We start from the raw sequence: 25,752 nt of genomic DNA, 5'->3' as shown, positions 1-25,752 counted from the left end.
TGTAGTTCTTTGAGACGTTTTCTTTAAACTCATATTTTCAAGATTAAATAACTGTATCAAAGCCATCTGATTTAGGCAGAGAAGCTGCTTTTTTCATAAGCACTTCCCATAAGTGTACAGATTTCTTCCATTCTTCTGCAGCCTGCTCCTGTTTATACATAGCGTTCTCATAACTGGCAGTAAGTTGTTGCATATCGGCCGAGTTGTAAAGTGTATCGATATGGAGAGCGTATTCTCGGAATGTTTGACTTTCACTCCGTGGTATGCCAATTCTCGCAAATTGTTTTAAAAGTGCACCGTAAGCTTTTTGATAAACAGCATCATTTTTTCGGTATTTATAGAAATGAATAATAAGAAATGTCATCCATTTCATTCTAGTGGTGAAGAGAATGTATCCTATAATACTAATTAGTATCGTAGAGAGGAATACGTACCACCAAGAAAAACTAGTTTTAGAATTTGTGACCTTTTTAGTAGAAGCTTCTTCTGTATTTTCTATTAAACTTTTAAGTTTTGCTTCATTATTTCGTTGTTGTATTTGCTCGTTATTAGAATTATTTGCTTCGCTATTTTGTGAAATAGGAGCAGGTGTATTATTTATAAAATTATAGGGATTGGTAAATCCTTTTGTTGGTTCGAATGGAATCCATCCGTATCCTGGGAAATATACTTCGACCCAAGAGTGTGCGTTATCGTTCGTGATTGTATAAACATCCGCACCTTCTGCAGAGGCAAGTGTATTGTCAAGAGTTCCTTCTGTATAGCCTTTTACCCAGCGAGCAGGAATCCCGGCAGAACGAAGTAGTACAATCATAGACGTCGAAAAATTATTACAGTAGCCACTTTTTGTATCGAAAAGGAATTGATCTACATAATCTTGGCTTTTGGCAGGGAATAAGACATTCGTTGATTCGTATGTAAAAGAGTTGTCTGTGAAGTAATTTTCAATAGCTAATACTTTATCATATCGGTTGTCTTTATCATTTGTAAGATTGACAGCCAAGTCTTTTACGCGCTGTGGTAATGACTCGGGAAGTTGTGTGTACTTTGTCATAAAATAAGGGTTTGTTTCTTGACCTTCATTTGTTTTTACAGCTTTCAAGTTTTCTATGGAAAACTCAGGGATCTCATATGTTACTTTATACGAATGTAAAGTAGTAGAAGAGTCTTCATTCATTGTATAAATTTTTTCTGAAAACGGGTCAACACTGTATGATACATCAGAAGAAGCCTCAACTGATACTAATCCTGCTGGATAGGTAAGGTGAGGGTAACTTTTTTGCATGGTAATTGTTGCCTCAGTCGTTTCCGTTTTTGTATTTTGTTCGTACCAGCTTACGACGTCGTTTTTATTTTTAAAAGAAATCTTTTTCGGATTTTCAGAAATTTCCCAGCCTTTTCCTGTATAGAAATCTTTTGTTTCTACTCTCCAATAGTGTTTGTTTTGCGTTCGTGCTGTGAAAACAATTGTAGGATCCGCCTTAAAAGGACCACCTAATCGCGAGTCATCTAAACCATACCCAATTGTAGAAACTTTTTGTTCTTTACTTGCTTCAGATGTGTTGAATTTTAAAAAATCCATTGGGTTTGGCCATTGAGGGCCAAATTTTGGAGCAAAGTATGCGATGGTTACTAATAATACAATAAATATTGTAAGTGGTCTAAGTAATTTTGAGATTTCCCTAGCATAATTTTGTAAGTGTTCACGCTCTTTTATTCGTTCTACTTGAAGAAGACTAAGCATAAAAAATCCGATGACAACAGTTCGAATAATAGCGTAGTTTGCATTGTATAAATGTAAGTTATGAAAAGTTGCGATATAAATAATTGTCAATACAAGAAATAGAAACCCACGTTTTTTATGAATAATCCAAAATGAAGTGAAAGAACTCAAAAACCAAAATGAGAGAAAAAATAAAACCGTCGGAAAAACTGGAGAAATATCTAGTAAATTCCCTTGGAAAAATAGGGAGGAATTTCGAGACATATCAGAAAAGAATGTTGTTAGCCAAGATGGATTTATAAAAGCATTTTTATAATATAGGGAATGAATGATAAATAGGACTGTGACAATTTTTATTGGAATCTGCCACCTCGTCTGAAAAAAAGAGAGAGCGAAGCAAATTCCTATAAATGTTACGAAAATATCTAATCTACCTACATTTGTAATGCCTATAAGAGGTCTTAGCCATTCTAGTAAAAGAAGAAATACACATGCATGCATAAAGAATCTGTTCGTATCCCACTTGTATTTTGTTTGTAATGTTATCATTTGCTCACCTCAAAAAACACGTTTGTATACCGGTTTTCATAAACCGTGTTTACAAATATTTGTCGTTTTTTTAGAGTTTCTATTATACTGATTTCTCGGTGTGAAAGTTGATTCGCTTTTTCTTTCACGACAAAAACCATACATTTTCTATTTTTTATAGCAGCACAATCAGCCGCCTTTTGAATATCGGGAGAAAGATTACTGGTCACGAGTATAACCGTGACGGGCTCATAAATTTTTCTTAGTTCCATGTCTACACTCTGGGAGAGCGGGAATACACTGTCTGCTTGCACTTTTGCTAAATGACAAAGGATTTGTTGTAACTGCGTATATCCATTGTCTAAAGGGAAGATAGTTTGTTCTTTTCCGATAGACACGAATGATGCTGGTGAATTTTGTTTCAAGACAGTCCTTACGATAGAGGCAGTAAATGTGACGACTGATTCGAATAGAGGAGACTCGGTTCTGTCTATGAATATCATGACATTATGGCTGCGCTGCTGTTCAAACTCTTTTGTCATAATATTGTTTGTTCGTGCAGTTGCTTTCCAATCAATCCATGAAAAGCGATCACCAGGTTTATAGTCTCTGACACCGACAGAGATTGTAGAGTCTTTTGCTGAATTTATATTTGCTGAAAGCGCTCCTTGTTCGAAATGATTTTCCAATTGTCGATATGCTATATCTACATACTGGGGATAGACTAAAAATGTATCTGGAACTGAAAAAGTTACTTCTTTCTCTATCATGCCGAATAAATCGCCGGTTTTGACACGAACGCTTGAAAAAGTGTGCTCGCCTCTAGGGATTGTGTCAATAACATATTGAAACGAAATATTTCGTTTCAATCCTGGGAAGAGTACTACCTTATTCATCTTTGTTTGTTTACAACTTATAAATTGTGATGGCAGTTCATCTTCTATAACTAAATAAAGTAAGGGGAAAGGAAGTTTTCTTTTTATTGTAATCGTGCTTACAAATTGTTCTCCTACTACATATCCATTTTGGTTTGTTATTCGTTTTACTTCAGCGTCCCGTAAAGCGTAGAAGGGGAGTAGTAGCGAATAAAGAGCAATGGGAATTATGCTGTAAAACAAAAACCAACTGACAAACCCTCCTTGAAGCATAGCGTACATAAATGTTAAGACTAGACATAAAGGGAGTAGCAATAACTTCATAACGTGATATAGCGCTCGTAGCATTCGTTTCATCAAGGATTCATCGTCCTTTGAGTAGGCACGGTAGTTCGTGCAACGATTTTTCCGATAACTTGTTCTCCTGTTATTCCTTCAAATTTTGCTTCCATTTTTAGAATGAGTCTATGTGCTAAAACGTAAGGAGCTAAAAATTTAACATCGTCTGGAATAACATAATTCCTGCCATGGATAAATGCATAAGCTTGTGAAGCTTTCATTAAAGCAATCGAGCCACGTGGACTTGCACCTAACTGTATAGAACTGTACGTACGAGTCTGATTAACAAGCTTTACAATGTAATGCTTAATTGCTTTGTCCATACTTACTACCCGTACGTTTTGTTGTAAATAAATTAATTCTTCTATTGTAGTAATGGTCTGTAATTGAGAGAGTGGATTTGTTTTTTCCATCCGGTTTAAAATTTCAAATTCTTCCTCTGGTGTAGGATATCCCATTTTTAGTTTCAATAAGAAACGATCGAGCTGAGCTTCTGGTAGAGAATATGTTCCTTCATATTCGACCGGATTTTGTGTAGCCATGACAAAGAACGGCTTTGGTAAAGGTCTTGTAATACCATCTATTGTAATATTGCCTTCTTCCATACATTCAAGTAAAGCAGATTGTGTCTTTGGAGATGTACGATTAATTTCATCAGCAAGTACAAAATTCCCCATAATTGGTCCAGGCTTGAACTCAAATTGGAGCTCTTTCGGATTATAAATAGAAACTCCTGTTACATCTGACGGCAATAAATCAGGTGTAAATTGAATTCGCTTATAATCAGCATCAATGGATTTAGAAAGAGCACGTACTAGCATTGTTTTCCCGACACCAGGAACATCTTCTAATAGCACATGACCTTCAGCTAAGAGAGCTGTCAAAGCTAAGATTGTTTCTTTTCGTTTTCCGACCATTATTTTTTCAATATTATTGATTATTTTTTCTACAGTGGGATGTAATGAATCAAGCTGGGGCATCGTAATCCTCCTAATGTTATTATCGTTTTCTAATCAATTTAGTGGACATATTTCTAATTCTATATGTAGATAGTAAAGGTCTAACTTAAATTCTGAGAATATTCAGATTATTTATTTCAATTACATCTAGTATAATTGTTTCCGTAACTAAGGGCAATACAGTAAATAATGATTTGTAGTTTTATGTAAAATAAGACTCGATATAAAATAATAACATTGGGAAAAATATTTTTACATACAATTTATACTCTTTTCCTTATGGCAGTTTTGAAATAATATCAAAACTCTTTTTCTTTTGCAAAATAGTCGATACCTCAAAATACCATTCTCCTAATAATTAAGATTAACCATAATCTTCACAACGGAACACAAGATTTTCTCACAAACTTATTTTCTACTGAATTTTTGACAATCTCTTGAACTGTGCGAAATGTCACATCTGTATTTTACAACCTCTCTTATAGTAAGGGTATGTAAGAGAGACGTATTAAAGGAGTGAACAGTATGAAGAAAAAACCTTCAGCACTAATGAGACGTTTAAAATATTTTTCACCAATAGATCGTTATAACGATAATCATACACAAGAAACATATGAAGATCGCGAATGGGAAAATGTGTACAGAAAGCGTTGGCAGCATGATAAAGTAATTCGTTCTACACATGGCGTAAACTGTACTGGCTCATGTAGTTGGAATATATATGTGAAAGATGGAATTGTGACTTGGGAAGGACAGGAGCTTAACTATCCAACGACAGGTCCTGACATGCCTGATTTTGAACCACGAGGATGTCCACGTGGAGCGAGTTTTTCTTGGTACATTTATAGTCCGCTTCGTGTGAAATATCCGTATGTACGTGGTGTTCTTTGGAATATGTGGCAAGAAGAATTACAAAATAACGAGTCCCCATTAGGCGCTTGGAAAAGCATTGTGGAAAACCCTGAAAAAGCACGTACGTATAAGCAGGCGCGTGGTAAAGGGGGATTCATTCGTGCGAATTGGGATGAAGTGTTACAACTTGTTTCTGCTTCATTACTATACACAGTATTGAAATACGGTCCAGACCGAAATGTTGGTTTCTCGCCAATTCCAGCTATGTCGATGTTAAGTCATGCAGCTGGTAGTCGCTTTATGCAACTTATGGGTGGACCAATGCTTAGTTTCTATGATTGGTACGCAGATTTACCACCAGCTTCTCCGCAAATTTGGGGTGATCAAACAGATGTACCAGAAAGTAGTGACTGGTATAACTCTGGTTACATTATGACATGGGGTTCAAATGTACCGATGACGAGAACACCAGATGCTCACTTTTTAGCAGAGGTTCGATATAAAGGAACGAAAGTCGTTTCTGTCAGTCCTGACTTCGCTGAATCTACAAAGTTTGCGGATGATTGGATTAGTGTGAAACAAGGTACAGATGGTGCACTTGCGATGGCAATGGGGCATGTGATTTTACAAGAGTTTTACGTAGATAATCAAGTGGAATATTTCACAAAGTATGCGAAGCAATATACTGATTTTCCTTTCTTTGTCACATTGAAACAAAAAGGAGATCAATTCGTTGCTGATCGTTTCTTAAACGCTGCTGATATTGGACGCGAAACGAAGTTAGGAGAATGGAAACCTGTTCTTTGGAACGAGAACACGAATGATTTTGCAACACCTCATGGCACAATGGGCTCACGTTGGGATAACGAAAAGAAATGGAACTTGCGTTTAGAAGATGAAGAAACAGGTGAAAAGATTGATCCACGTCTTTCTTTACTTGGAATGGAAGAATCGATTGGAACTGTACAAATTCCGTACTTCTCTGATGATGGAAACAAAGTATTAGAACGTACAATTCCAGTGAAAAAGGTTATGACAGAAGAAGGCGAAGTGTTCGTTACAACTGTATACGACTTAACGTTAGCAAATTACGGTGTGAACCGAGGGCTCGGCGGACAAGAACAGAAAGACTTCAATGATGATGTACCATTTACACCTGCATGGCAAGAGAAAATAACAGGAGTGAAACGAGAGCTAATCATTCAAATCGCTCGTGAGTTCGCACAAAATGCTGTTGATACGAACGGTCGCTCAATGATTATTGTCGGAGCTGGTATTAACCATTGGTTTAACTCAGATACGATTTATCGCGCAGTTTTAAATCTTGTACTTCTCGTCGGAGCACAAGGAGTAAACGGCGGTGGTTGGGCGCATTACGTTGGTCAAGAAAAATTACGACCAGCGGAAGGGTGGCAAACAATCGCGATGGCAAAAGATTGGCAAGGGCCACCGAAATTACAAAATGGTACATCCTTCTTCTATTTCGTAACAGATCAATGGCGTTATGAAGATACACCTGTTGGACATTTAGCATCACCAGTGGAAGGAAACTCTCGTTATCAACATCATGGTGATTACAACGTATTAGCTGCACGACTTGGCTGGTTACCTTCTTATCCGACATTTGAGAGAAATGGAATTGAATTATATAAGGAGGCTGTTGCTGCTGGTGCAACAACGCAAGAAGAAATCGGAAAATATGTTGCACAAAAATTAAAAGAAAAAGAACTGAAATTTGCGATTGAAGATCCAGATAACAAAAACAACTTCCCGCGCAACTTATTCGTATGGCGTGCAAATTTAATTTCGAGTTCTGGTAAAGGACATGAATATTTCTTAAAACATTTATTAGGTACAACAAACGGGTTAATGAATGACGACAGTGATTCATTACGACCAGAAGAAATTAAGTGGCATGAAGAAGCGCCAGAAGGGAAGCTTGATTTACTCATTAATTTAGATTTCCGTATGGCTGGAACAGCACTGTATTCTGATATCGTATTACCAGCTTCAACTTGGTACGAAAAACATGATTTAAGTAGTACAGATATGCATCCATTTGTGCATCCTTTTAATCCAGCAATCGGTTCACCGTGGGAAGCACGCTCTGACTGGAATATTTTCACTTCACTTTCTAAAGCTGTGTCAGATTTAGCGAAGAAAATAGATCTTGAACCAATGAAAGAAGTTGTTGCAACACCACTTCTTCATGATACACCGCAAGAATTAGCGCAACCACTTGGCAAGATTAAAGATTGGAGTAAAGGTGAATGTGAACCAATCCCGGGTAAAACGATGCCACAAATTCATGTTGTTGAAAGGGATTATAAAACGATTTATGACAAAATGACAGCACTTGGACCAAATGCCGGAAAACAACCGATTGGTACGAAAGGGATCTCTTGGTCAGCAGAAAAAGAGTATGAGCAATTAAAGAGCAAATTAGGAGTTGTTCGAACGGATACTATTGCGAAAGGTTGCCCAGACATTAAAGAAGCAATAAATGCTGCTGAGGCAGTATTAACACTTTCTTCTACAACAAATGGTCATATGGCTGTAAAAGCATGGGAAGCACTTGAAAAACAAACGGATTTAAAACTACGTGATTTAGCAGAAGAACGTGAAGAAGAATGCTTCACATTTGAACAAATTACAGCACAGCCAAAAACAGTAATTACTTCTCCAGCCTTCACAGGTTCTGAAAAAGGTGGACGCCGTTACTCACCATTTACAACAAATGTGGAACGTCTTATCCCTTGGAGAACGATAACTGGTCGACAATCTTTCTACTTAGACCATGACATGATGAAAGAATTTGGTGAAACGATGGCAACATTTAAACCAATTCTGCAACATAAACCGTTCCGTAAATCACGGCCCGAAGTAGAAGGGAAAGAGATTACACTAAACTATTTAACACCGCATAATAAGTGGTCGATTCATAGTATGTACTTCGATTCATTACCGATGTTAACGCTATTTAGAGGTGGTCCAACTGTTTGGATGAATAAAGAGGACGCTGCTGAAGCGGGTGTTGCAGATAATGATTGGATTGAGTGCTTTAATCGTAACGGTGTTGTTGTAGCGCGTGCTGTTGTAACGCATCGTATACCGAGAGGAATGGCATTTATGCACCATGCGCAAGATCGTCACATTAACGTACCTGGTACGAAATTAACAAGTAACCGCGGGGGAACGCATAATAGTCCAACTCGAATTCACGTAAAACCGACACATATGATTGGTGGATACGGTCAATTAAGTTATGGATTTAACTATTATGGTCCGACTGGGAACCAGCGCGATTTAAACGTTGTAATTCGCAAACTGAAGGAGGTAGATTGGCTTGAAGATTAAAGCACAAGTCGGAATGGTAATGAACCTAGATAAATGCATCGGCTGCCATACTTGTAGCGTAACGTGCAAAAACACCTGGACAAATCGTCCAGGTGCTGAATATATGTACTTCAATAACGTAGAAACAAAACCTGGAATTGGTTATCCGAAACAATGGGAAGATCAGGATAAATATAAAGGCGGCTGGGAATTGAAAAATGGTGAAATTCAGCTGAAATCTGGTTCGAAAATGAAACGTCTTATGAACATTTTCCACAATCCAGATCAACCAACAATTGATGATTACTTTGAACCTTGGAATTATGATTATGAAACATTAACAAATAGCCCACAGCGTAAACATCAACCAGTTGCTCGTCCGAAATCAGCAATTACAGGCGAATTTATCGACAAAATTGAATGGGGTCCAAACTGGGAGGACGATTTAGCAGGCGGACATATAACAGGATTACAAGATCCGAACGTAAAGAAAATGGAAGAAGAAATTAAAACAGATTTTGAAAACGTCTTTATGATGTATTTACCACGCATATGCGAACATTGTATGAATCCATCGTGCGTATCATCTTGTCCATCTGGTGCAATGTATAAACGTGAAGAAGACGGGATTGTACTTGTGGATCAAAATGCATGTCGTGCTTGGAGATTCTGCGTATCATCTTGTCCATATAAAAAAGTGTATTTTAACTGGCAAACGAATAAAGCTGAAAAATGTACAATGTGTTTCCCACGTATTGAGGCTGGTATGCCAACAATTTGTTCAGAAACATGTGTAGGACGTATCAGATATATTGGGGTAATGCTATATGACGCTGATAAAGTAAAAGAAGCAGCGTCTGTTGAAGACGAAAAAGATTTATATGAATCTCAGCTTACTGTTTTCCTAGATCCAAATGATCCAGAAGTGGCAGCTGAAGCGAAAAAACAAGGCATTCCTGAAGAATGGATTAAAGCGGCACAACAGTCACCAATCTATAAAATGATTATCGATTGGAAAATTGCTCTACCTCTTCACCCAGAGTATCGTACAATGCCAATGGTTTGGTATATCCCGCCGCTTAGCCCAATTATGAATATGGTGGAGGGAAAAGGTAGTAACTGGCAAGCAGAAGAGATTTTCCCTGCTATTGATAATATGCGTATTCCAATTCAATATTTAGCGAATTTACTCACTGCAGGAGATGAATCACATATTCGTCTTACATTGAAAAAAATGGCTGTTATGCGAACGCATATGAGAGCAATGCAAATTAATAAAGAACCAAATGAAGCTGTATTAAAAGAACTTGGCTTAACGAAACAGGATGTAGAAGATATGTATCGTCTTCTTGCTATCGCAAAATATAAAGATCGTTTTGTTATCCCGACATCTCACAGAGAACAAGTTGCAGATTTATATAGTGAACAAGGAAGCTGTGGTTTATCATTCGCAGGTGGTCCAGGCTCTTGTATGACAATTTCTTAAATAATGGGGGCGGAAAAATATGAAACAAAGTTTACAAACTGCTTTTTCATGTTCTTCATTTCTTCTTTCCTACCCAGAAATCGGGTGGAGAGAAACTTTAACTGAATTACAAGAAGAGATGGAAGCGATTGAACAGGACGATGTTAAAGCTTCACTTACAGCATTTATAAAACAAGCGCTAAATAAAACGAACGATCAACTCATTGATGGTTACGTATATACATTTGATTTTGGTAAAAAGACGAATATGTATTTAACGTATATGAACACTGGTGAACAAAGAGAAAGAGGGATTGAATTACTAGAGTTAAAGCAGCATTATAAAAAATCAGGTTTTGAAGTAACAGATAAAGAATTACCTGATTATTTACCGCTATTGCTTGAGTTTTTTGCAAATGCAAATGAGCAAGACAGTGAACCAATTATGAGTAAATACAAGGAGAACATACAAGCATTACACGTTCAGTTAAAAGAAGCAGGTAGTATGTATGAACCAATTCTTGCGGCTGTTCTACTCGCTATCGATACATGGGGTGTACAGACAAATTAGAAAGGAGAGTTGTTAAAATGATGGATCAATTTCTATGGGTATTGTTTCCCTATATCATTTTTGCAATCTTTATCGGTGGACATATTTTTAGATACAACTATGATCAATTTGGATGGACATCAAAATCTAGTGAACTATTAGAAAAGAAAATGCTCCGAATCGGAAGTCTATTATTCCACTTTGGGATTATGTTCGTAATTGGCGGTCATGTTATGGGGATTTTAATTCCAGAAGCTGTATACCGTTCAATAGGTATTTCTGAGCATATGTATCATGTAGTAGCAATTAGTTTTGGGCTTCCGGCAGGTGTTGCTTCTATCATCGGTTTAATTATATTAACGTACCGCCGCGTAACTGTAAAACGTATCATTGCAACGAGTACAAAGGGAGATTATATTGCGCTTATTTTATTACTTATCGTAATGCTAGCAGGACTTTCTTCAACATTTTTAAATATCGATTCAAAAGGATTTGATTATCGTACAACAATTGGCCCTTGGTTCCGAAGTCTCTTTATTTTCCAACCGAAAGTTGAATATATGATGGAAGTACCAGTATGGTTTAAAATTCATATTCTTGCGGGAATGGGGCTTTTCGCAGTATGGCCATTTACTAGACTGGTACACGTATTTAGTGCCCCAATTAAATATATAAGCCGTAGCTATGTAATTTACAGAAGACGTATTCCTAATGAGCTGAAAAAATAATTTAGTTTTATATGTTTCGTAATTTATAAAGAAAGCCGAGATCTAATTGGAGACCTCGGCTTTCTTTGTAGGTATAAGTATCTAAATAAGACGCTAATCAATACTACAAACAGAAGTAGAACAATCTTCACAAGCAATTTCACATTTTAAAAATTGTAAATCGTGTATTGTAATCTTTCCTTTATGAATAGAAATTGTACCTTGCTTTTTTAATTCATTTAACATTCGATTTACACTTTCACGTGAAGTTGCACAGAAATTAGCAAGTTCTTGATTCGTTAATGGTAAATCGATGAGAATACCATTTTCCTTTAAAACACCATAACTATTTGTCATTCGTATGAGAGTAGAATATAGGGCACCTTTTTTGCCATGTAATACTAAATCTCGGAACTTCGTTTGCATTCTTCTTAAATGTTCACTAATCCATTTCATAAATTCAAATACAAGAGCTGGTTTTTGGAGTAATTCTTTTTCTAACGCTTCACGCTTTATAACGCCTACTTCAACATCTTCAAGGCATTTTGAATTTAATAAATACTTCGCATTATCCGTGAACAATGTTAATTCTCCAATAATGTCGTATGCCGAACAAATTCGAAGTGTTAGTTCTTGTCCGTCAGCACTAAGTTTACTAATTTGTACTTTTCCTGAGTGGATGATATAGAGTTCGGTTGCCTCCATACCTTCCTGAAAAATAAAACTACCTTTTTTAATTTGCATTTTATATTCAACAGATGCAAGTAATTCTTTTAAATCTTGAGATAATGTCATACTGTTTGCCACAGCAATCACCTTTCTTCTTATAAGCAATACATTTTCTATTTTGAGTGTAAATATGATGAAAATGCAAGAGCTATTTTAAAAATAATGTAAAATTTCAATGACCGTAAAGAGTATGGCCTGAAGATGTGAACAAAATACGAACGGATTTGTGAAAAGTTTTTGAATGGGGAAAGTGATGTGAGAAAAGTCACATTGAATATGTAGCTTCTTTTTTATAATAAAGGCAAATAAAAAAATGAAAGCTTACTAAGGATTGCAGCAGAAAAGAAGGGATAGAGATGCACGAGAACATAAAAGATTCTTTAAAGCGGCCACTTCAAGATTTACGTATTTCAGTTATTGATCGTTGTAATTTTAGGTGTACATACTGTATGCCTGCTGAAGTGTTCGGACCTGATTACGCTTTTTTAAAGGAAGAGCTTTTATTAACGTTCGATGAAATAGAAAGGTTAGCGAGATTATTTATAAGTATGGGAGTTAATAAAATTAGGCTTACTGGCGGTGAACCTTTATTGCGTAAAGACTTATCGACGTTAATTGCAAGACTTACAAATCTAGAAGGCTTACAAGATATTGGACTCACAACAAACGGAATTCATTTAGCAAAACAAGCTAAGGCGTTAAAAGAAGTGGGATTAAAGCGTGTAAATATTAGTTTAGATGCGATAGAGGATTATGTCTTCAAAAAAATTAATGGACGAAATGTAAGCACAAAACCTGTATTAAAAGGAATTGAAGAAGCAAAGAAGGTAGGGTTAGAAGTAAAGGTAAATATGGTCGTAAAAAAAGGAATGAATGATAGTCAAATTCTTCATATGGCTCGTTATTTTAAAGAACAAGAAATTCAGCTCCGTTTTATAGAGTTTATGGATGTGGGCAGTACAAACGGCTGGAACTTTGAACAAGTTATTACGAAGGAACAATTAATAGAGAAAATTAATCGTGTATATCCAATTGAGCCCGCTCAGCCTCGTTACTTTGGAGAGGTTGCGAAATTGTATCGATATGTAGGGAGTAATGCAGAAGTGGGATTTATTACTTCTGTTTCTGAGTCATTTTGTTCTTCTTGTACGAGAGCACGTATTTCGGCAGATGGTAAGTTTTTTACGTGCCTATTTGGAGAAAAAGGAACGGATTTGCGAACGCTTCTTCGAGAAAATATTTCTGATGCCTCACTATTAAAAATTTTACAACATACATGGCGATATAGAACAGATCGATATTCAGATGAAAGAACGGTTGAGAGTGCAAGTAAACGTCCAAAAGTTGAAATGTCTTACATTGGTGGATAGTGAAAGGAGGATTTCTTATGCAAGAGCGTTATTCAAGACAAGTGTTGTTTTCTGGAATTGGTGAAATGGGACAAAGAAAAATAAGAGAAAAGCATGTGCTCCTAATCGGTGCGGGTGCACTAGGGGCTGCGAATGCAGAAGCACTCGCTAGGATGGGAATTGGGAAATTGACAATTGCCGATCGTGACTATGTCGAATGGAGTAATTTACAACGGCAACAGTTATATACAGAAGAAGATGCAAAACAATGCAAACCAAAAGCAATTGCAGCGGCAGAACATGTAAGAAAGATTAATTCTGAAGTGGAAATTGTACCAGTTGTAATGGATGTCACAATGCAAGAAATAGAAGAGTTAACAAAAGAAGTGGATCTCATTATAGATGCCACTGACAACTTCGATACGCGCCTACTTATAAATGATATTTCACAAAAAGAAAATATACCTTGGATATACGGTGGATGCGTTGGAAGTTACGGTGTAACGTATACAAGTCTTCCAGGAAAAACACCATGTTTTCGCTGCTTAATGGATCATCCGATGGGCGGTGCAACATGTGATACAGCGGGAATTATTCAGCCAGCTGTACAGATGGTTGTTGCTCACCAAGTGACAGAAGCAATGAAAATATTGGTGGATGATTTCGAGACGCTACGAGGAACAATGTTATCATTTGATATTTGGAACAATCAATTTCTCTCATTAAAAGTAAATAAACAGAAAAAAAGTACATGTCCATCTTGCGGAAATACACGTACGTACCCAAGTTTAACATTTGAATCACAGGTGAAAACGGAGGTGCTATGCGGACGGAATACAGTTCAAATCCGTTCAGGAATAAAGAGAGTTCTAAATTTAAACGAAATCCAAAAAAGATTACAAAAAATTGTACATGTCCAAAAAACGCCGTACTTACTATCATTTCTAATTGATGAATATCGTTTCGTTTTATTTACAGACGGTAGGGCATTTATTCATGGGACAAATGATGTGAAAATAGCAAAACGTATACCGATTCCAGTGGCAGAAGCAGTTGCACGAGTAATGAAATATGCTCATCAAGGTGAAACAGAAGAGGTTTCTCTTATAGAAAGTTACGGAAGAACGCTTGGAGAAGATGTTATTGCAGATCATGATGTCCCGCATTTTGATCGCTCTCCGTACGACGGGTTTGCGATTCGATCAGAAGATACGAAAGAAGCAAGTAGTAGTAACCCTATTCAGTTTGAAGTAATTGGTGAAATTGGAGCAGGGGTTGTTTTTACAGAAGAAGTGAAAGCATTTCAAGCTGTCCGTATTATGACAGGAGCCGCAATTCCGAGAGGGTGTAATGCGGTTGTTATGTTAGAACTAACGGAAGGATTTGAAAAAAACGAAAAGACTTATATGACATTAAAACGCTGTTTCACAGCCGGTGATAACATTTCTTTTAAAGGTGAAGATGTAAAACAAAATACTATCCTTGTGAAAGAAGGGACTGTTATTAATCCTGGAGTAGCAGCACTTCTTGCTACGTTTGGTTATAGTACGGTATATGTTATAAAACAACCAGTGATTGGAATTGTAACGACGGGTAGCGAACTGCTTGAAGTACATGAAAAATTAAAGCCAGGGAAGATTCGAAATAGTAACTCCTATATGATAGCTGCTCAAATTGAACGAGCAGGGGGGATTGTACAGTATTATGGGCAATTCGCTGACGATTTTGAGACGTGTTATAACACTGTAAAAAAGGCGATAAAAGAAGTTGATATATTAATTACAACTGGTGGTGTTTCAGTAGGAGACTATGACTATTTACCTGCCATCTATGAGAGATTACGAGCTAATGTACTTTTTGACAAAATAGCGATGCGACCAGGAAGTGTGACAACTGTAGCTGAGGTAGAAGGAAAATTACTATTTGGTCTATCTGGTAATCCTTCTGCTTGTTATGTCGGTTGTGAATTATATGTTAGACCAGTGATTGGAAAATACTTGCATAGGGAAGATTCGCACATATATCGTGCAGAGGCAATTTTACAAAAAGACTTTCCGAAAGCAAACCCATTTACTCGTTTTGTAAGAGGGAGAGTGGAAATTGTAGATGGGCAATTACAAGTTACACCAGTTGGTTTAGATAAATCTAGCGCAATTTCTTCACTTGCAGAAGCGAATGCATTTATCGTTTTGCCAGGGGGAACGAGAGGATTTAAAGCTGGAATTACTGTTTCGGTACTGTTATTAGAATCAAACAACGGAAGTGAGTGGCCGTGGGAAGAGTCGCTTCGATCATACAAGTAATAGAAAAATAGGTTGCTAACTTATATAAAGATAAGAGGTGCAAAATGACACATACGTATTATGAAGTAATTGATACACCTATTTCAATTGAAGAAGTTACAAACAAAGTAATTCGTCGTGAGTGTGGTGCGGTTACTACTTTTATTGGTACTGTTAGAGAATTTACGAAAGGTCGACGTACACTTTGTTTAGAGTATGTAGCTTATAAGACAATGGCGGAGAAACAGCTTGAGAGAATTGGCACTGAAGTAGGAGAGAATTGGCCGGGGATATATGTCGCTATTACACATCGCATTGGTACATTACAAATTTCTGATCTTGCTGTTGTCGTTGCTGTTTCTACACCACACCGGAAAGCTGCCTATGAGGCGAACGAATATATTATGGAGCGTATTAAACAAATTGTTCCAATTTGGAAGAAAGAGTTTTGGGAAGATGGTGAGTCATGGATAGGTGATCAGTTAGAGAGGGTAACATATGCAAATGGTGAGCCTAGAAAGGAGATGAGAATATGATTGAAGTGCTATTATTTGCACATTTACAGGAAGAAGTAAGTAAGTCGTCATTGCACATAGATTGTGAAAATATTACAGTTGCGAAGCTGAAGGAAGTACTCATTAAGAAATACAACATAGCAATTTCAAACGAGATTATGGTCGCGATAAATGAAGAGTATGCAAATGAGAATGACATCATTCAAACTGGCGATATCGTAGCAATGATTCCGCCAGTAAGTGGTGGTTGATTCTTTTCAGCCTAATCATGTTAGGACGTGATTAGGCTGGAGAGAATGAATATAACTATGCATACATAGGAGGGAACAGGATGAAAAGTCCTAATTTTCAATTAAGTTTACAAACTTCTAATCTAATTATCGGTTTTATGGTATGGGTCATTTTATCATCATTAATGCCTTATATTAAAGCGGATATTCCATTAACTGCGGGACAAATTTCTATGGTCACAGCAGTACCTGTTATTTTAGGCTCTATTCTTCGTATTCCAATTGGTTATTGGACGAATCGTTTCGGAGCAAGAAAATTATTCTTTATTAGTTTTATTCTATTATTATTTCCTGTTTTTTATATTAGTGTTGCCAATTCTATGATGGATTTAATTATTGGTGGATTATTTGTAGGAATCGGTGGTGCTGTATTCTCTGTAGGAGTAACTTCTTTACCAAAATACTTTCCGAAAGAGAGTCACGGTTTTGTAAATGGTATTTACGGTGTCGGTAACGCCGGAACAGCAATTACTTCGTTTTTAGCACCTGTCATTGCAACTTCAGTTGGCTGGAGAACGACAGTACAATGTTATTTAGTTTTACTTGCAGCGTTTGCACTTATGAACTTTTTATTAGGTGATCGTAAGGAGAAAAAAGTGAATACACCACTAATGGAACAAATAAAAGGTGTATATAAAAATGAGAAACTTTGGTTTTTATGTATCTTTTACTTTTTAACATTCGGATCATTTGTCGCATTTACAGTATACTTACCAAACTTTCTAGTATCTCACTTCGGATTAGAGAAAGTAGATGCAGGTATGCGGACAGCCGGATTCATCGTACTCGCAACAATTATGCGCCCGATTGGTGGTTGGCTCGGTGATAAGTTTAATCCATTTAAAATATTAATCTTCGTATTTATCGGTTTAACACTTTCAGGTATTATTTTATCGTTTATGCCAAGTATGAACGTGTATACATTTGGTTGCTTACTAGTAGCATTTTGTGCAGGGATTGGTAATGGTACAATCTTCAAACTCGTTCCAATGTATTTCTTAGAACAAGCTGGTATTGTAAATGGTCTCGTATCAGCTTTAGGTGGACTAGGAGGATTCTTCCCACCGCTAATTTTAACATTACTATTCCAATTAACAGGTCATTATGCAATTGGATTTATGGCGCTATCAGAAGTCGCACTTGCTTGTTTAATCATTACAGTATGGATGTATAGCCAAGAGAAATTGTTAGTGATGTTAAAGAATCATTAATAAGGAAAAAGAACCATCCCAAAGTATATTGGGATGGTTCTTTTAGTAATAGGCTTCAACATGTTTTTATTGATATCTCAATAAACGCTTGTTTTCTATAAGAATGTGTTTTTAAAATGAAAAACAGAAGGCTTATGGAATTTTATTTTAAAATATAGAAGTCAAAAGTTATTCATTTAAAGGGTAGATTAGTGAAGGAAATCTTAAATCTATTCTAAAAATCGAACTCATTTTTAGAATGCAAATATTTAATTGAATCGGGATGTTTAGATGAAAAAAATATAAGTCCACTCAAGATAAACAAGTATCAGGTGTGTTAGGTGGTTTAAGCGACAAGTATGGGATTGATGTAAGTATTCTTCGCATAGTAACTGCAGTATCAGATTTTTTTAGGGCCAAATTTTTTGGTAAGGCTAACGGATATTGTGAAAAAAGTACTACACTAAAGAATACAGTTTAGTTCAATAAGATAAAATTATGAATTTGTATAAATAATCCATAATTTTCTTTATGAGTTATATTTGATATGTTAAAGAAAAGAGAGGGGAGGGGAGGGAAATGAAATAAGAATTTTTGATGAGCATTTTCATATTATCGATTTCAGTTTTCTGATTATTGAGAACTAAGGGTGTTTTCCGATGAATGAAATGTGTCCACATTTAGTAAAGCGTTTAATCCAACTAAAATATATTTAGAATGAGGTTTTAAATGTTTGTATTTATTATATTAGACGTAATATTACCGATATTAATATTGATGCTAATTGGTGCAATCTTACAAAGAAAGTTCCAATTTAACTTAAAGCAGCTATCTACACTTATTACTTATTGCTTAATGCCAGCGGCTGTATTTGTGAATATATATGATATTCGTATAGAAACAGGTTTGTTGCTCCAGATAATATACTATTTAATGCTTTATAGTCTGAGTCTGATCATAGTAAGTCATTTCATTTCAAAAATATTAAAGTTAGAAAAAGGAGAAAGTGCAGCTCTAAAAAATAGCATTTCGTTAATGAATTCCGGTAATTATGGGTTACCAGTAAGTCAATTGATTTTCAGTCACAATCCAGTGGGGGTTTCCATTCAAATTTTTATTGTTATTTTCCAGAATCTTTTAACTTATTCATATGGGATATATAACTTACTATCAGCAACAAAAACAATCGGAGGTATTATTCAATCATTTCTAAGACTGCCTGTATTTCATGCACTCGTATTAGGGGTTTTCTTTCAATCTTTTACAATTCAAATACCTAATTCTATCTTTATTCCTCTTAATCAGCTTGCGAATGGTTTTGTTGCAATAGCACTCATATTGCTAGGGGCACAATTATCCAACATTAAGCTTAATTTTTTCCATCGAGTCATAACATGGGCTTTAATTGGAAGGTTACTGATGGGACCATTATTAGCACTTGCCGTAATATACATACTAAACATCGATGGTATTGTTGCACAATCATTATTTATTGCAAGTTCTTTTCCTACTTCAAGAAATACATCAACCATTGCTATGGAATATCAAATAGAGCCTGAATTACATGCACAAATCGTTTTATTTTCAACACTTTTCAGCATTATTACAGTAACTGTCGTTATTTATTTGTCATATATTTTGTTTTGAATATACGTGTTAAAACGAATAGATTTGAGGCGGTAAATGATGGCGGAAATCCCATAGATATGAGAAGAAAACAGTCTATGATATATTGGGTATCGTTTACAATTGTACCATGTCTGATAATCAAGTAGCTTAGCGAAAAAAGACACAATTTCGCTTATAATTGACGTTACATGAGCTTAGTTTGATAGCGGTGGGGTGGGAGTGTCAAGTAAGAAATTTTTCTTTATTGATTTTATGCGGTTTTTCCGCAAAATTGTAACTAAGGGGGATTCCAAGTTGAGTAAACAGAATATCAGCACAACAGTTTCAGGAGATATAATTGTTACCCATCTAGTTGGCAATATAAAAACAGATGATGTGTATGAATGGTTTAATGGTTTTGAGCAGGTTTGTCAGCAATTCATTTCTGAAGGGCGGAAATACAAATTGTTGGTGGATAGAAAAGGATACACGCCAAATCATTTTTCTGTTCAAAAAGTATGGAAAGAGAAGTTCTTCAATGAAATCATTTTGAATAACAGTAAGGCAATTGCATTTCTCCTTGAAGAGGGGGAGATAATGGATTATTTACAACAATCTAATACGAAAGAATCTATGAGATTTTTTGATGATTATGAACAAGCGCTAATTTGGTTGAATGAATATCCAATATAAAACCTGTATTGAAGCAGTTGCTCTCAAGCAACTGCTTTTTTGTCCGTAATTGTTGCCGTTATTTTTCTTCACAGATTCTTGTCCAATTGTTTGTCTGATCCTAAAAAACGAAACTAAAGCAAAAAGAACAAACGCCTCTAAAAAACGTTTGTTCACAGTTAATTCCTATTTTAGCTAAGTGATAGATTACATTTTATGAGTACGAGAAAGTCTTTTTATAAGTTTAGGAAGGACAGAAGTTAATTCCTGTTTCATACGCTTCGTAAACGATGGGTCCTTACCTGAAGTCGAAATAGTGACAACATATTCATCATTTCGTATAACGCCAGGTGTGTGAAACGATGATGCTGTACCATCACTTACAACGTTAACCCACTGGAAATCATGAGCGGCCTGTTTGACCATCATATTTACAGCATGTTGATTTGTAGCTGCATAAATTAGATGAGCATCTTTAATATCATCATTACTAAAAGTTTTTTGCTTCCAAGTAATATAAGGAAGCTCTTTCATTTCCTCGCAAATCTCGGGGCTAATAACGGTGACGAAAGCGCCTGTATCTTTTAATCCAGACGCTTTTCGATATGCAATTTTACCTCCACCAATGATAACGACCACTTTATTTTGCAGATTAAACATAAGGGGGTACATGTTATACATATATGCATTCCTCCATTCGTTCTAACAATGTTAATTTCATATATGTATCAAACTGTAGGCAATTACAAGTCGTCACGTGATCGTATTTTTTTGTATACAACTTAATTTTTTGAAGCAATAATCCGGTAAAGAGAAGGTAGGGCATGACATATACATGGGATGCAGTTGATGTTATAGTCTTTAGCTCAGCAGTAAAAGAGGGCGTTCCTTTCGTTAAAAAGGAGCATGATACTGGTAGACTGAGTTTTTGTTCGACAGCTGCTCCGATTTGTTGTAACTCATGTATCGGCTGAAAATCACTACTACCTCTCCCTACGAGTAAAACACTACTACCTTGCATTGGCATAGTTTCACGTATTCTTTTCACTACAAGTTCAACCATATGCGGATGCGTACTAAAAGGTTGTACAACTGAAAATGAGATATGTGGATATTGATTTTTCATTTTCGCTATCTCCAAAGGAATATCACGTTTATAGTGAGCTGCTGCAAATAATAAAACAGGTACAATCATTATTTCAGTTACTCCCTCTATTATCGTTTCTGTAACTGCATCCGAAATAGTAGGTGTCGTTAGTTCTAGAAAAGCTATTTTTTGAATTCTTTCGTTTCGCTCTTTCATAACAGATTGAATAAATTGAATGAATTGTTCATTACCTTCTTGTAGCCGGCTTCCATGTCCAACATATACAATTCCTTTCATTGTCTCACCATGTCTTTCTTCATAAGAGTTTCTTGTAATTGATGATCTACGTTATGAAACCCAACTTTATTTGCATAGTGTAAAGTTGGAACGTCGGTATACGAGAATGGGAGAGTAAGAATATTGATAAAGCCAAGGCGTTTTATTTCTGCTAGAAACGTATCAATAGAAGCGCGACCTTCAAATACAATGCTATCCCATGAGAATTCAGAAAGAATACGTGAATGAATTTCATCGAAGCGATGATCAATTGTGTACTCATGAGTCATCATATAGGAACCAGCACCAATTTTTTCTTGAATAACAGCAATTCGGTTAATGTTTCGTCCTAAATAAATCGTTGAATTCGAAGAAAATTGCGCAGGTTTACTGAACAATCCATATTGCATGAGCTTTTCTTGAATAGAAAGGTTCATATACTGAAGTTCTGCCTGTAAGGAACGAATATCTTTATGATATTTACTGCATGATTGCATTAAGATGTCTACACTGTCAGCGGAACAAAATACAAGACGATCGACGTTAAAAATCTTATTGATTTGTTCAGAGGTTACTGTGTATTCTTTCTTTTTGAAAGTTGGAATTTGATATATTTCTGCACCGGACTCTTGTAACTTTTGCTTTATTGCGCTTTTTTTATTTGTTGCAGCTGCAAATAAAACTTTCTTGCCGTGCAATGGTTTACGTTCTTTCCAAGAGATTTGATTCCGCAAAGTAACAACATCACCAACAATTGTCATAGAAGGATTAGAAATATTTTCGTTTTTGACAATAGAAACAATGGTAGACAGTGTCCCTGTGACAACGCGCTGTTTACCAGTTGTACCCCATTCAATGACTGCTACTGGCGTATCTTCTTTTTTTCCTGCTTGTAGTAAGTTTTCACAAATTGTAGGTAAGTTTTTTATACCCATGTAGTAGGCAATCGTGTCGCTATTGTGAGATGAATTATATTTTCCATGATCGGTTAAGGGACCTTTTGCATGTCCGGTTAATAAAGTGACACTATTACTGTAGTCACGGTGGGTGAGGGGAATACCTGCATAGCTACTAGCGGCGATGCTAGATGTAATGCCTGGTACAATTTCATATGGAATATTTGCTGCTGTTAAAGTTTCTGCTTCTTCACCAACACGGCCAAAAATAGATGGATCTCCGCCTTTTAATCGGACAACAATTTTGCCCTCTTTCGCAAATTGAAGAAGGTGTGCGTTAATTATTTCTTGTCGCATAATATGATTCTTTGGCATTTTTCCGCAATACATAAGTTCACATGTTTGTTTTGTATAGCTAAGAAAGAAAGGGTTTAGTAAACGGTCATATAAAACAATATCTGCACGTTTTAAACACTCTATCGCTTTTTTTGTAATAAGCCCTTCATCACCTGGTCCTGCACCAACTAAATATACATATCCGTTCATAATTGCACCTCATCAATTTTTATTTAAAAGGAAGCCAGAGGAGGCTTCCTTTCGAAAATTACATGTATAAATAAATGTCACCGTCAATAACTTCTACTTCGTATGTTTGAATACAGCCGTCATCAGGTTTTTGAACTTCACCTGTTAGTAGTGAGATTTTCCAATCATGCAGTGGACAAAAGACGAATTCTCCAGACACAATCCCTTCTGCTAACGGTCCGTTTTTATGAGGACAACGATTTTCTACAGCTCGAATATCGCCATTTGAAAGGCGGAATAGGGCGATAGACATACCTTTCATTTGCACTTCTTTACCGATTTGAATAGCAAGATCTTCCGCACGCATAACTTTTATTTTTTCTTTCGTGTGTATCATTTAGATCACAGCTCCTTATTTCACAGTTTCTACTTCATACATCGCTTTTAATGATTTCGTTTCTAGTGCTTGTCCCCATGCTTCCGTATATGTTCTACGAGCTGTTTGGAAACGTTCATTTAACGTAGTAACCATACTTGCATCTTGTAGTATTTCTTTTATGTGATCGAAGCCTAAACGTTCTGTCCAGTAGGCGGTACGCTCTCCGTAAATACCAGTTTCACGATAATATTGCATGTAAGCTGCAGCGATGCGAAGGACATCATCTTCAGTAGGGACAATCATTACAAAATCAGCTTCACGTACTTCTGTACCACCATTTCCGCCAATATAAAGTTGGTATCCATTTTCGACACAAACAACGCCAAAATCTTTCGTCAGTACTTCCGCACAGTTACGCGGACAGCCCGTTACACCCATCTTCATTTTATGAGGTGTATCTACCATTTCTAATGATTGTTCAAGGAGCATACCAAGTCCTAATGAATCTTTCGTACCGAAACGGCAGAAGCGAGAACCAACACATGATTTTACATTACGAAGCGATTTTGAATATGCATATCCCGAAGTCATATGTAAGTCAGCCCATATGTTAGGTAAATCTTGTTTCTTAACACCATATAAGCCGATTCGGCTTGCACCTGTAATTTTCACAAGAGGAACATCGTACTTTTTCGCAACTTCAGCAATTTTCATTAAATCATCAGCTGTTGTAACGCCTCCGTACATACGTGGAATAACAGAGAATGTACCATCGTGCTGGATGTTACCATTCATTCTTTCATTAACGAAACGGGACGATTTATCATCTTCATATTCTTCTGGAATCGCCATACGTAAATAGTAGTTTAAAGCAGGGCGGCATTTCGAACAGCCGTCTTCATGTGCAAAACCAAGAACATTTCGTACTTCTTTTGGAGATTTTAAGCCTTTCTCGTGAATGGCTGCTACGACTTCATCACGGGATAAAGGTGTACATCCACACATACCGGCAGATTGCGCTGAGGCATCAAAAGCATCTCCAAGTGTATGAGATAAAACTTGTTCCACAAGTGGACGACATTTACCACAAGAACCTGCGGCTTTCGTACAGCCTTTAACTTCTTCAAAAGTCGTTAACTCTTGTTCTAAAATGGCGTGAACGATTGAACCTTTCGTAACACCATTACATCCACAAATCGTGTCATCCGCACTCATTGTAGCAACGTCAAATTCACTTTCTTCACCAGCTTTGTGAAGAAGGGAAGCTGGTGTATATTCTTGTATATCTTCTTCCTTCTTTAACATGCTAAAGAGACGTGTACCGTCAGCTGTGTCACCATATAAAACGATACCGACGACTTTATTATCACGAATTAATACTTTTTTATAGGAACGTTTACATTCATCAAAGATTGATATTGCTTTCGTTTGATCATCTTCATAAATTTGGCCAGCAGAGAATAAATCACAACCTGCAACTTTTAATTGCGTACCGACGATACTGCCCGAATATCCATCAGTTTGTAAATTTGTTATATGTTTTGCTAGTATCGCACCTTGTTCATAAAGAGGAGCAACAAGTCCATATGCGATACCGTCATGCTCTGCACATTCTCCAACTGCATAAATGGACTCATCATTTGTTAGCATATAGTCATTGACTACAATACCGCGATTTACAATTAAACCAGCATCTTTTGCTATTTGCGTATTTGGGCGTATTCCGACAGCCATTACGATTAAATCACAATCTACAACTTCACCATCTTCAAATTGAATGCCCTCAACATGGTCTGTACCAAGAATTTTTACAGTTTTCTTTTCCATTAGAAATTTCATGCCTTGCGCTTCTAAATCTTCGCGTAATAGAGAAGCTGCTTTCGTATCTAGTTGTTGCTCCATTAAGTTTGGCATTAAATGAACAACATGTACGTCCATCCCTAAGTCAATAAGACCTCTTGCGGCTTCTAAACCAAGTAACCCACCACCAATGACAACAGCCTTTTTCTTTTCATTAGCGGTATCAATCATAAATTGTGTATCTTCAATTGTTCGAAATCCTGTTACACCAGGGAGAGTGGCACCTTCTACAGGCAAAATAAAAGCACTAGAACCTGTTGCGATAATGAGTTTGTCATATGTAAGAGTACGATTCTTTTCTGTAATAATAATTTTTTCTTCTCGGTTAATACTTTGAACTTTTTCATTTGTATACAAAGTTATTTCGTTTTCTTCATACCAACTGTATTCATTCATAATGATATCTTGCATATTTGTTTTGCCTTGTAAAACATGAGAGAGCATAATACGGTTGTAGTTTGGATGAGGTTCATCTCCAAAAATAGTAATCTCATATGAATCACTATCATGTTTTAATATTTCTTCCATACAGCGTATGCCAGCCATACCATTTCCGATCATAACTAAACGTTTTTTCATTTTCGTTTCCCCTTTTTCTGTGAAATGTTGAACAAAGGATTATGTTTTTATTATAGAAAATCAAAAAAGGAAGAGATGTGATGTTTATCACATTTTTATAATGATTCACAAATTGTTAAAATTCGGATTTATTCGAGAGGGATGTGTATAGTCTTTACCAAATGAAAGAGCAGGACATAAG

Annotated in this window: 20 protein-coding genes and 1 pseudogene; 12 read left to right on the top strand and 9 right to left on the bottom strand. The window is 36.3% G+C overall.

Features of this window, described 5'->3' with window-relative positions:
• Window positions 1-43: 43 nt before the first annotated feature.
• The 3 genes from ACTFR3_RS06375 to ACTFR3_RS06365 are packed head-to-tail and all read right to left on the bottom strand — an operon-like array spanning window position 44 to window position 4,445.
• A complete protein-coding gene (locus ACTFR3_RS06375; protein WP_025688291.1) occupies window positions 44-2,272 on the bottom strand; it encodes a transglutaminaseTgpA domain-containing protein in 2,229 nt (742 codons plus the stop codon).
• The gene (locus ACTFR3_RS06370; protein ID WP_440044274.1) at window positions 2,269-3,483 is read right to left on the bottom strand and encodes a DUF58 domain-containing protein; all 1,215 of its coding nucleotides are present in this window, start codon (window positions 3,481-3,483) and stop codon (window positions 2,269-2,271) included. Before ACTFR3_RS06370 ends, ACTFR3_RS06375 begins: the two co-directional genes overlap by 4 nt.
• Entirely contained in the window at window positions 3,483-4,445 is a 963-nt protein-coding gene (locus ACTFR3_RS06365; protein WP_071740311.1) for an AAA family ATPase, read from the bottom strand. Before ACTFR3_RS06365 ends, ACTFR3_RS06370 begins: the two co-directional genes overlap by 1 nt.
• Before the next feature lie 504 nt (window positions 4,446-4,949).
• Here ACTFR3_RS06365 and ACTFR3_RS06360 point away from each other — a divergent pair.
• The 4 genes from ACTFR3_RS06360 to narI are packed head-to-tail and all read left to right on the top strand — an operon-like array spanning window position 4,950 to window position 11,355.
• The gene (locus tag ACTFR3_RS06360; protein WP_000729058.1) at window positions 4,950-8,633 is read left to right on the top strand and encodes a nitrate reductase subunit alpha; all 3,684 of its coding nucleotides are present in this window, start codon (window positions 4,950-4,952) and stop codon (window positions 8,631-8,633) included.
• The gene (gene narH, locus ACTFR3_RS06355) at window positions 8,623-10,098 is read left to right on the top strand and encodes a nitrate reductase subunit beta (RefSeq protein WP_025688298.1); all 1,476 of its coding nucleotides are present in this window, start codon (window positions 8,623-8,625) and stop codon (window positions 10,096-10,098) included. The genes ACTFR3_RS06360 and narH overlap by 11 nt, the downstream gene beginning before the upstream one ends.
• A 19-nt stretch (window positions 10,099-10,117) precedes the next feature.
• On the top strand, window positions 10,118-10,648 hold the full coding sequence (gene narJ / locus ACTFR3_RS06350) for a nitrate reductase molybdenum cofactor assembly chaperone (RefSeq protein WP_025688299.1): 531 nt from the start codon (window positions 10,118-10,120) through the stop codon (window positions 10,646-10,648).
• A 17-nt stretch (window positions 10,649-10,665) separates the two neighbouring features.
• A complete protein-coding gene (narI, locus tag ACTFR3_RS06345; protein ID WP_000969212.1) occupies window positions 10,666-11,355 on the top strand; it encodes a respiratory nitrate reductase subunit gamma in 690 nt (229 codons plus the stop codon).
• Window positions 11,356-11,448: 93 nt separating this feature from the next.
• Here the strand turns inward: narI and ACTFR3_RS06340 are convergent, their stop codons facing one another.
• Window positions 11,449-12,141 (bottom strand): Crp/Fnr family transcriptional regulator, encoded by a 693-nt coding sequence (locus tag ACTFR3_RS06340; RefSeq protein WP_440044273.1) that lies wholly within the window; start codon window positions 12,139-12,141, stop codon window positions 11,449-11,451.
• Between the two features lie 278 nt (window positions 12,142-12,419).
• Between ACTFR3_RS06340 and moaA the strand changes: the two genes are divergently transcribed.
• From moaA to ACTFR3_RS06300, 8 genes and pseudogenes are all read left to right on the top strand, one after another.
• The gene (gene moaA, locus ACTFR3_RS06335) at window positions 12,420-13,433 is read left to right on the top strand and encodes a GTP 3',8-cyclase MoaA (protein ID WP_440044272.1); all 1,014 of its coding nucleotides are present in this window, start codon (window positions 12,420-12,422) and stop codon (window positions 13,431-13,433) included.
• Between the two features lie 17 nt (window positions 13,434-13,450).
• On the top strand, window positions 13,451-15,715 hold the full coding sequence (locus ACTFR3_RS06330) for a MoeB/ThiF family adenylyltransferase (protein ID WP_440044271.1): 2,265 nt from the start codon (window positions 13,451-13,453) through the stop codon (window positions 15,713-15,715).
• 44 nt (window positions 15,716-15,759) lie between these two features.
• Window positions 15,760-16,230, top strand: a complete 471-nt coding sequence (gene moaE / locus ACTFR3_RS06325; protein ID WP_000149962.1) for a molybdopterin synthase catalytic subunit MoaE — start codon at window positions 15,760-15,762, stop codon at window positions 16,228-16,230.
• Window positions 16,227-16,460 carry a molybdopterin converting factor subunit 1 gene (gene moaD, locus ACTFR3_RS06320; protein WP_000573688.1) on the top strand — a complete coding sequence of 78 codons (234 nt, stop codon included), beginning with the start codon at window positions 16,227-16,229 and terminating at the stop codon, window positions 16,458-16,460. Before moaE ends, moaD begins: the two co-directional genes overlap by 4 nt.
• 80 nt (window positions 16,461-16,540) lie before the next feature.
• A complete protein-coding gene (gene narK / locus ACTFR3_RS06315) occupies window positions 16,541-17,710 on the top strand; it encodes a nitrate transporter NarK (RefSeq protein ID WP_440044270.1) in 1,170 nt (389 codons plus the stop codon).
• 274 nt (window positions 17,711-17,984) lie between these two features.
• Window positions 17,985-18,113, top strand: a pseudogene (locus tag ACTFR3_RS06310) (PspC domain-containing protein); the annotation flags it as partial.
• Window positions 18,114-18,418: 305 nt separating this feature from the next.
• Window positions 18,419-19,336: an AEC family transporter gene (locus ACTFR3_RS06305; protein WP_000497498.1), complete on the top strand. Its 918-nt coding sequence runs from the start codon at window positions 18,419-18,421 to the stop codon at window positions 19,334-19,336.
• 234 nt (window positions 19,337-19,570) lie between these two features.
• Window positions 19,571-19,990 carry an STAS/SEC14 domain-containing protein gene (locus ACTFR3_RS06300; protein ID WP_440044379.1) on the top strand — a complete coding sequence of 140 codons (420 nt, stop codon included), beginning with the start codon at window positions 19,571-19,573 and terminating at the stop codon, window positions 19,988-19,990.
• 186 nt (window positions 19,991-20,176) lie between these two features.
• Here ACTFR3_RS06300 and ACTFR3_RS06295 read toward each other — a convergent pair whose 3' ends face one another.
• From ACTFR3_RS06295 to nirB, 5 genes are read right to left on the bottom strand one after another with little or no spacing between them, the layout of a single operon-like run.
• Complete coding sequence (locus ACTFR3_RS06295) at window positions 20,177-20,650, bottom strand: precorrin-2 dehydrogenase (RefSeq protein ID WP_000282590.1); 474 nt, start codon at window positions 20,648-20,650, stop codon at window positions 20,177-20,179.
• The gene (locus tag ACTFR3_RS06290) at window positions 20,643-21,353 is read right to left on the bottom strand and encodes a sirohydrochlorin chelatase (RefSeq protein ID WP_000676478.1); all 711 of its coding nucleotides are present in this window, start codon (window positions 21,351-21,353) and stop codon (window positions 20,643-20,645) included. Before ACTFR3_RS06290 ends, ACTFR3_RS06295 begins: the two co-directional genes overlap by 8 nt.
• Window positions 21,350-22,774 (bottom strand): uroporphyrin-III C-methyltransferase, encoded by a 1,425-nt coding sequence (locus ACTFR3_RS06285; protein ID WP_440044269.1) that lies wholly within the window; start codon window positions 22,772-22,774, stop codon window positions 21,350-21,352. The genes ACTFR3_RS06290 and ACTFR3_RS06285 overlap by 4 nt, the downstream gene beginning before the upstream one ends.
• 58 nt (window positions 22,775-22,832) lie before the next feature.
• Window positions 22,833-23,150: a nitrite reductase small subunit NirD gene (gene nirD / locus ACTFR3_RS06280; protein ID WP_000581982.1), complete on the bottom strand. Its 318-nt coding sequence runs from the start codon at window positions 23,148-23,150 to the stop codon at window positions 22,833-22,835.
• A gap of 15 nt (window positions 23,151-23,165) precedes the next feature.
• Entirely contained in the window at window positions 23,166-25,571 is a 2,406-nt protein-coding gene (gene nirB / locus ACTFR3_RS06275) for an NADPH-nitrite reductase large subunit (RefSeq protein ID WP_440044268.1), read from the bottom strand.
• Window positions 25,572-25,752: the final 181 nt, after the last annotated feature.

The organism is Bacillus cereus group sp. MYBK14-1 (assembly GCF_051916885.1).
Classification (GTDB): domain Bacteria; phylum Bacillota; class Bacilli; order Bacillales; family Bacillaceae_G; genus Bacillus_A; species Bacillus_A cereus.
This window is presented reverse-complemented; position numbering and strand designations above follow the sequence as displayed.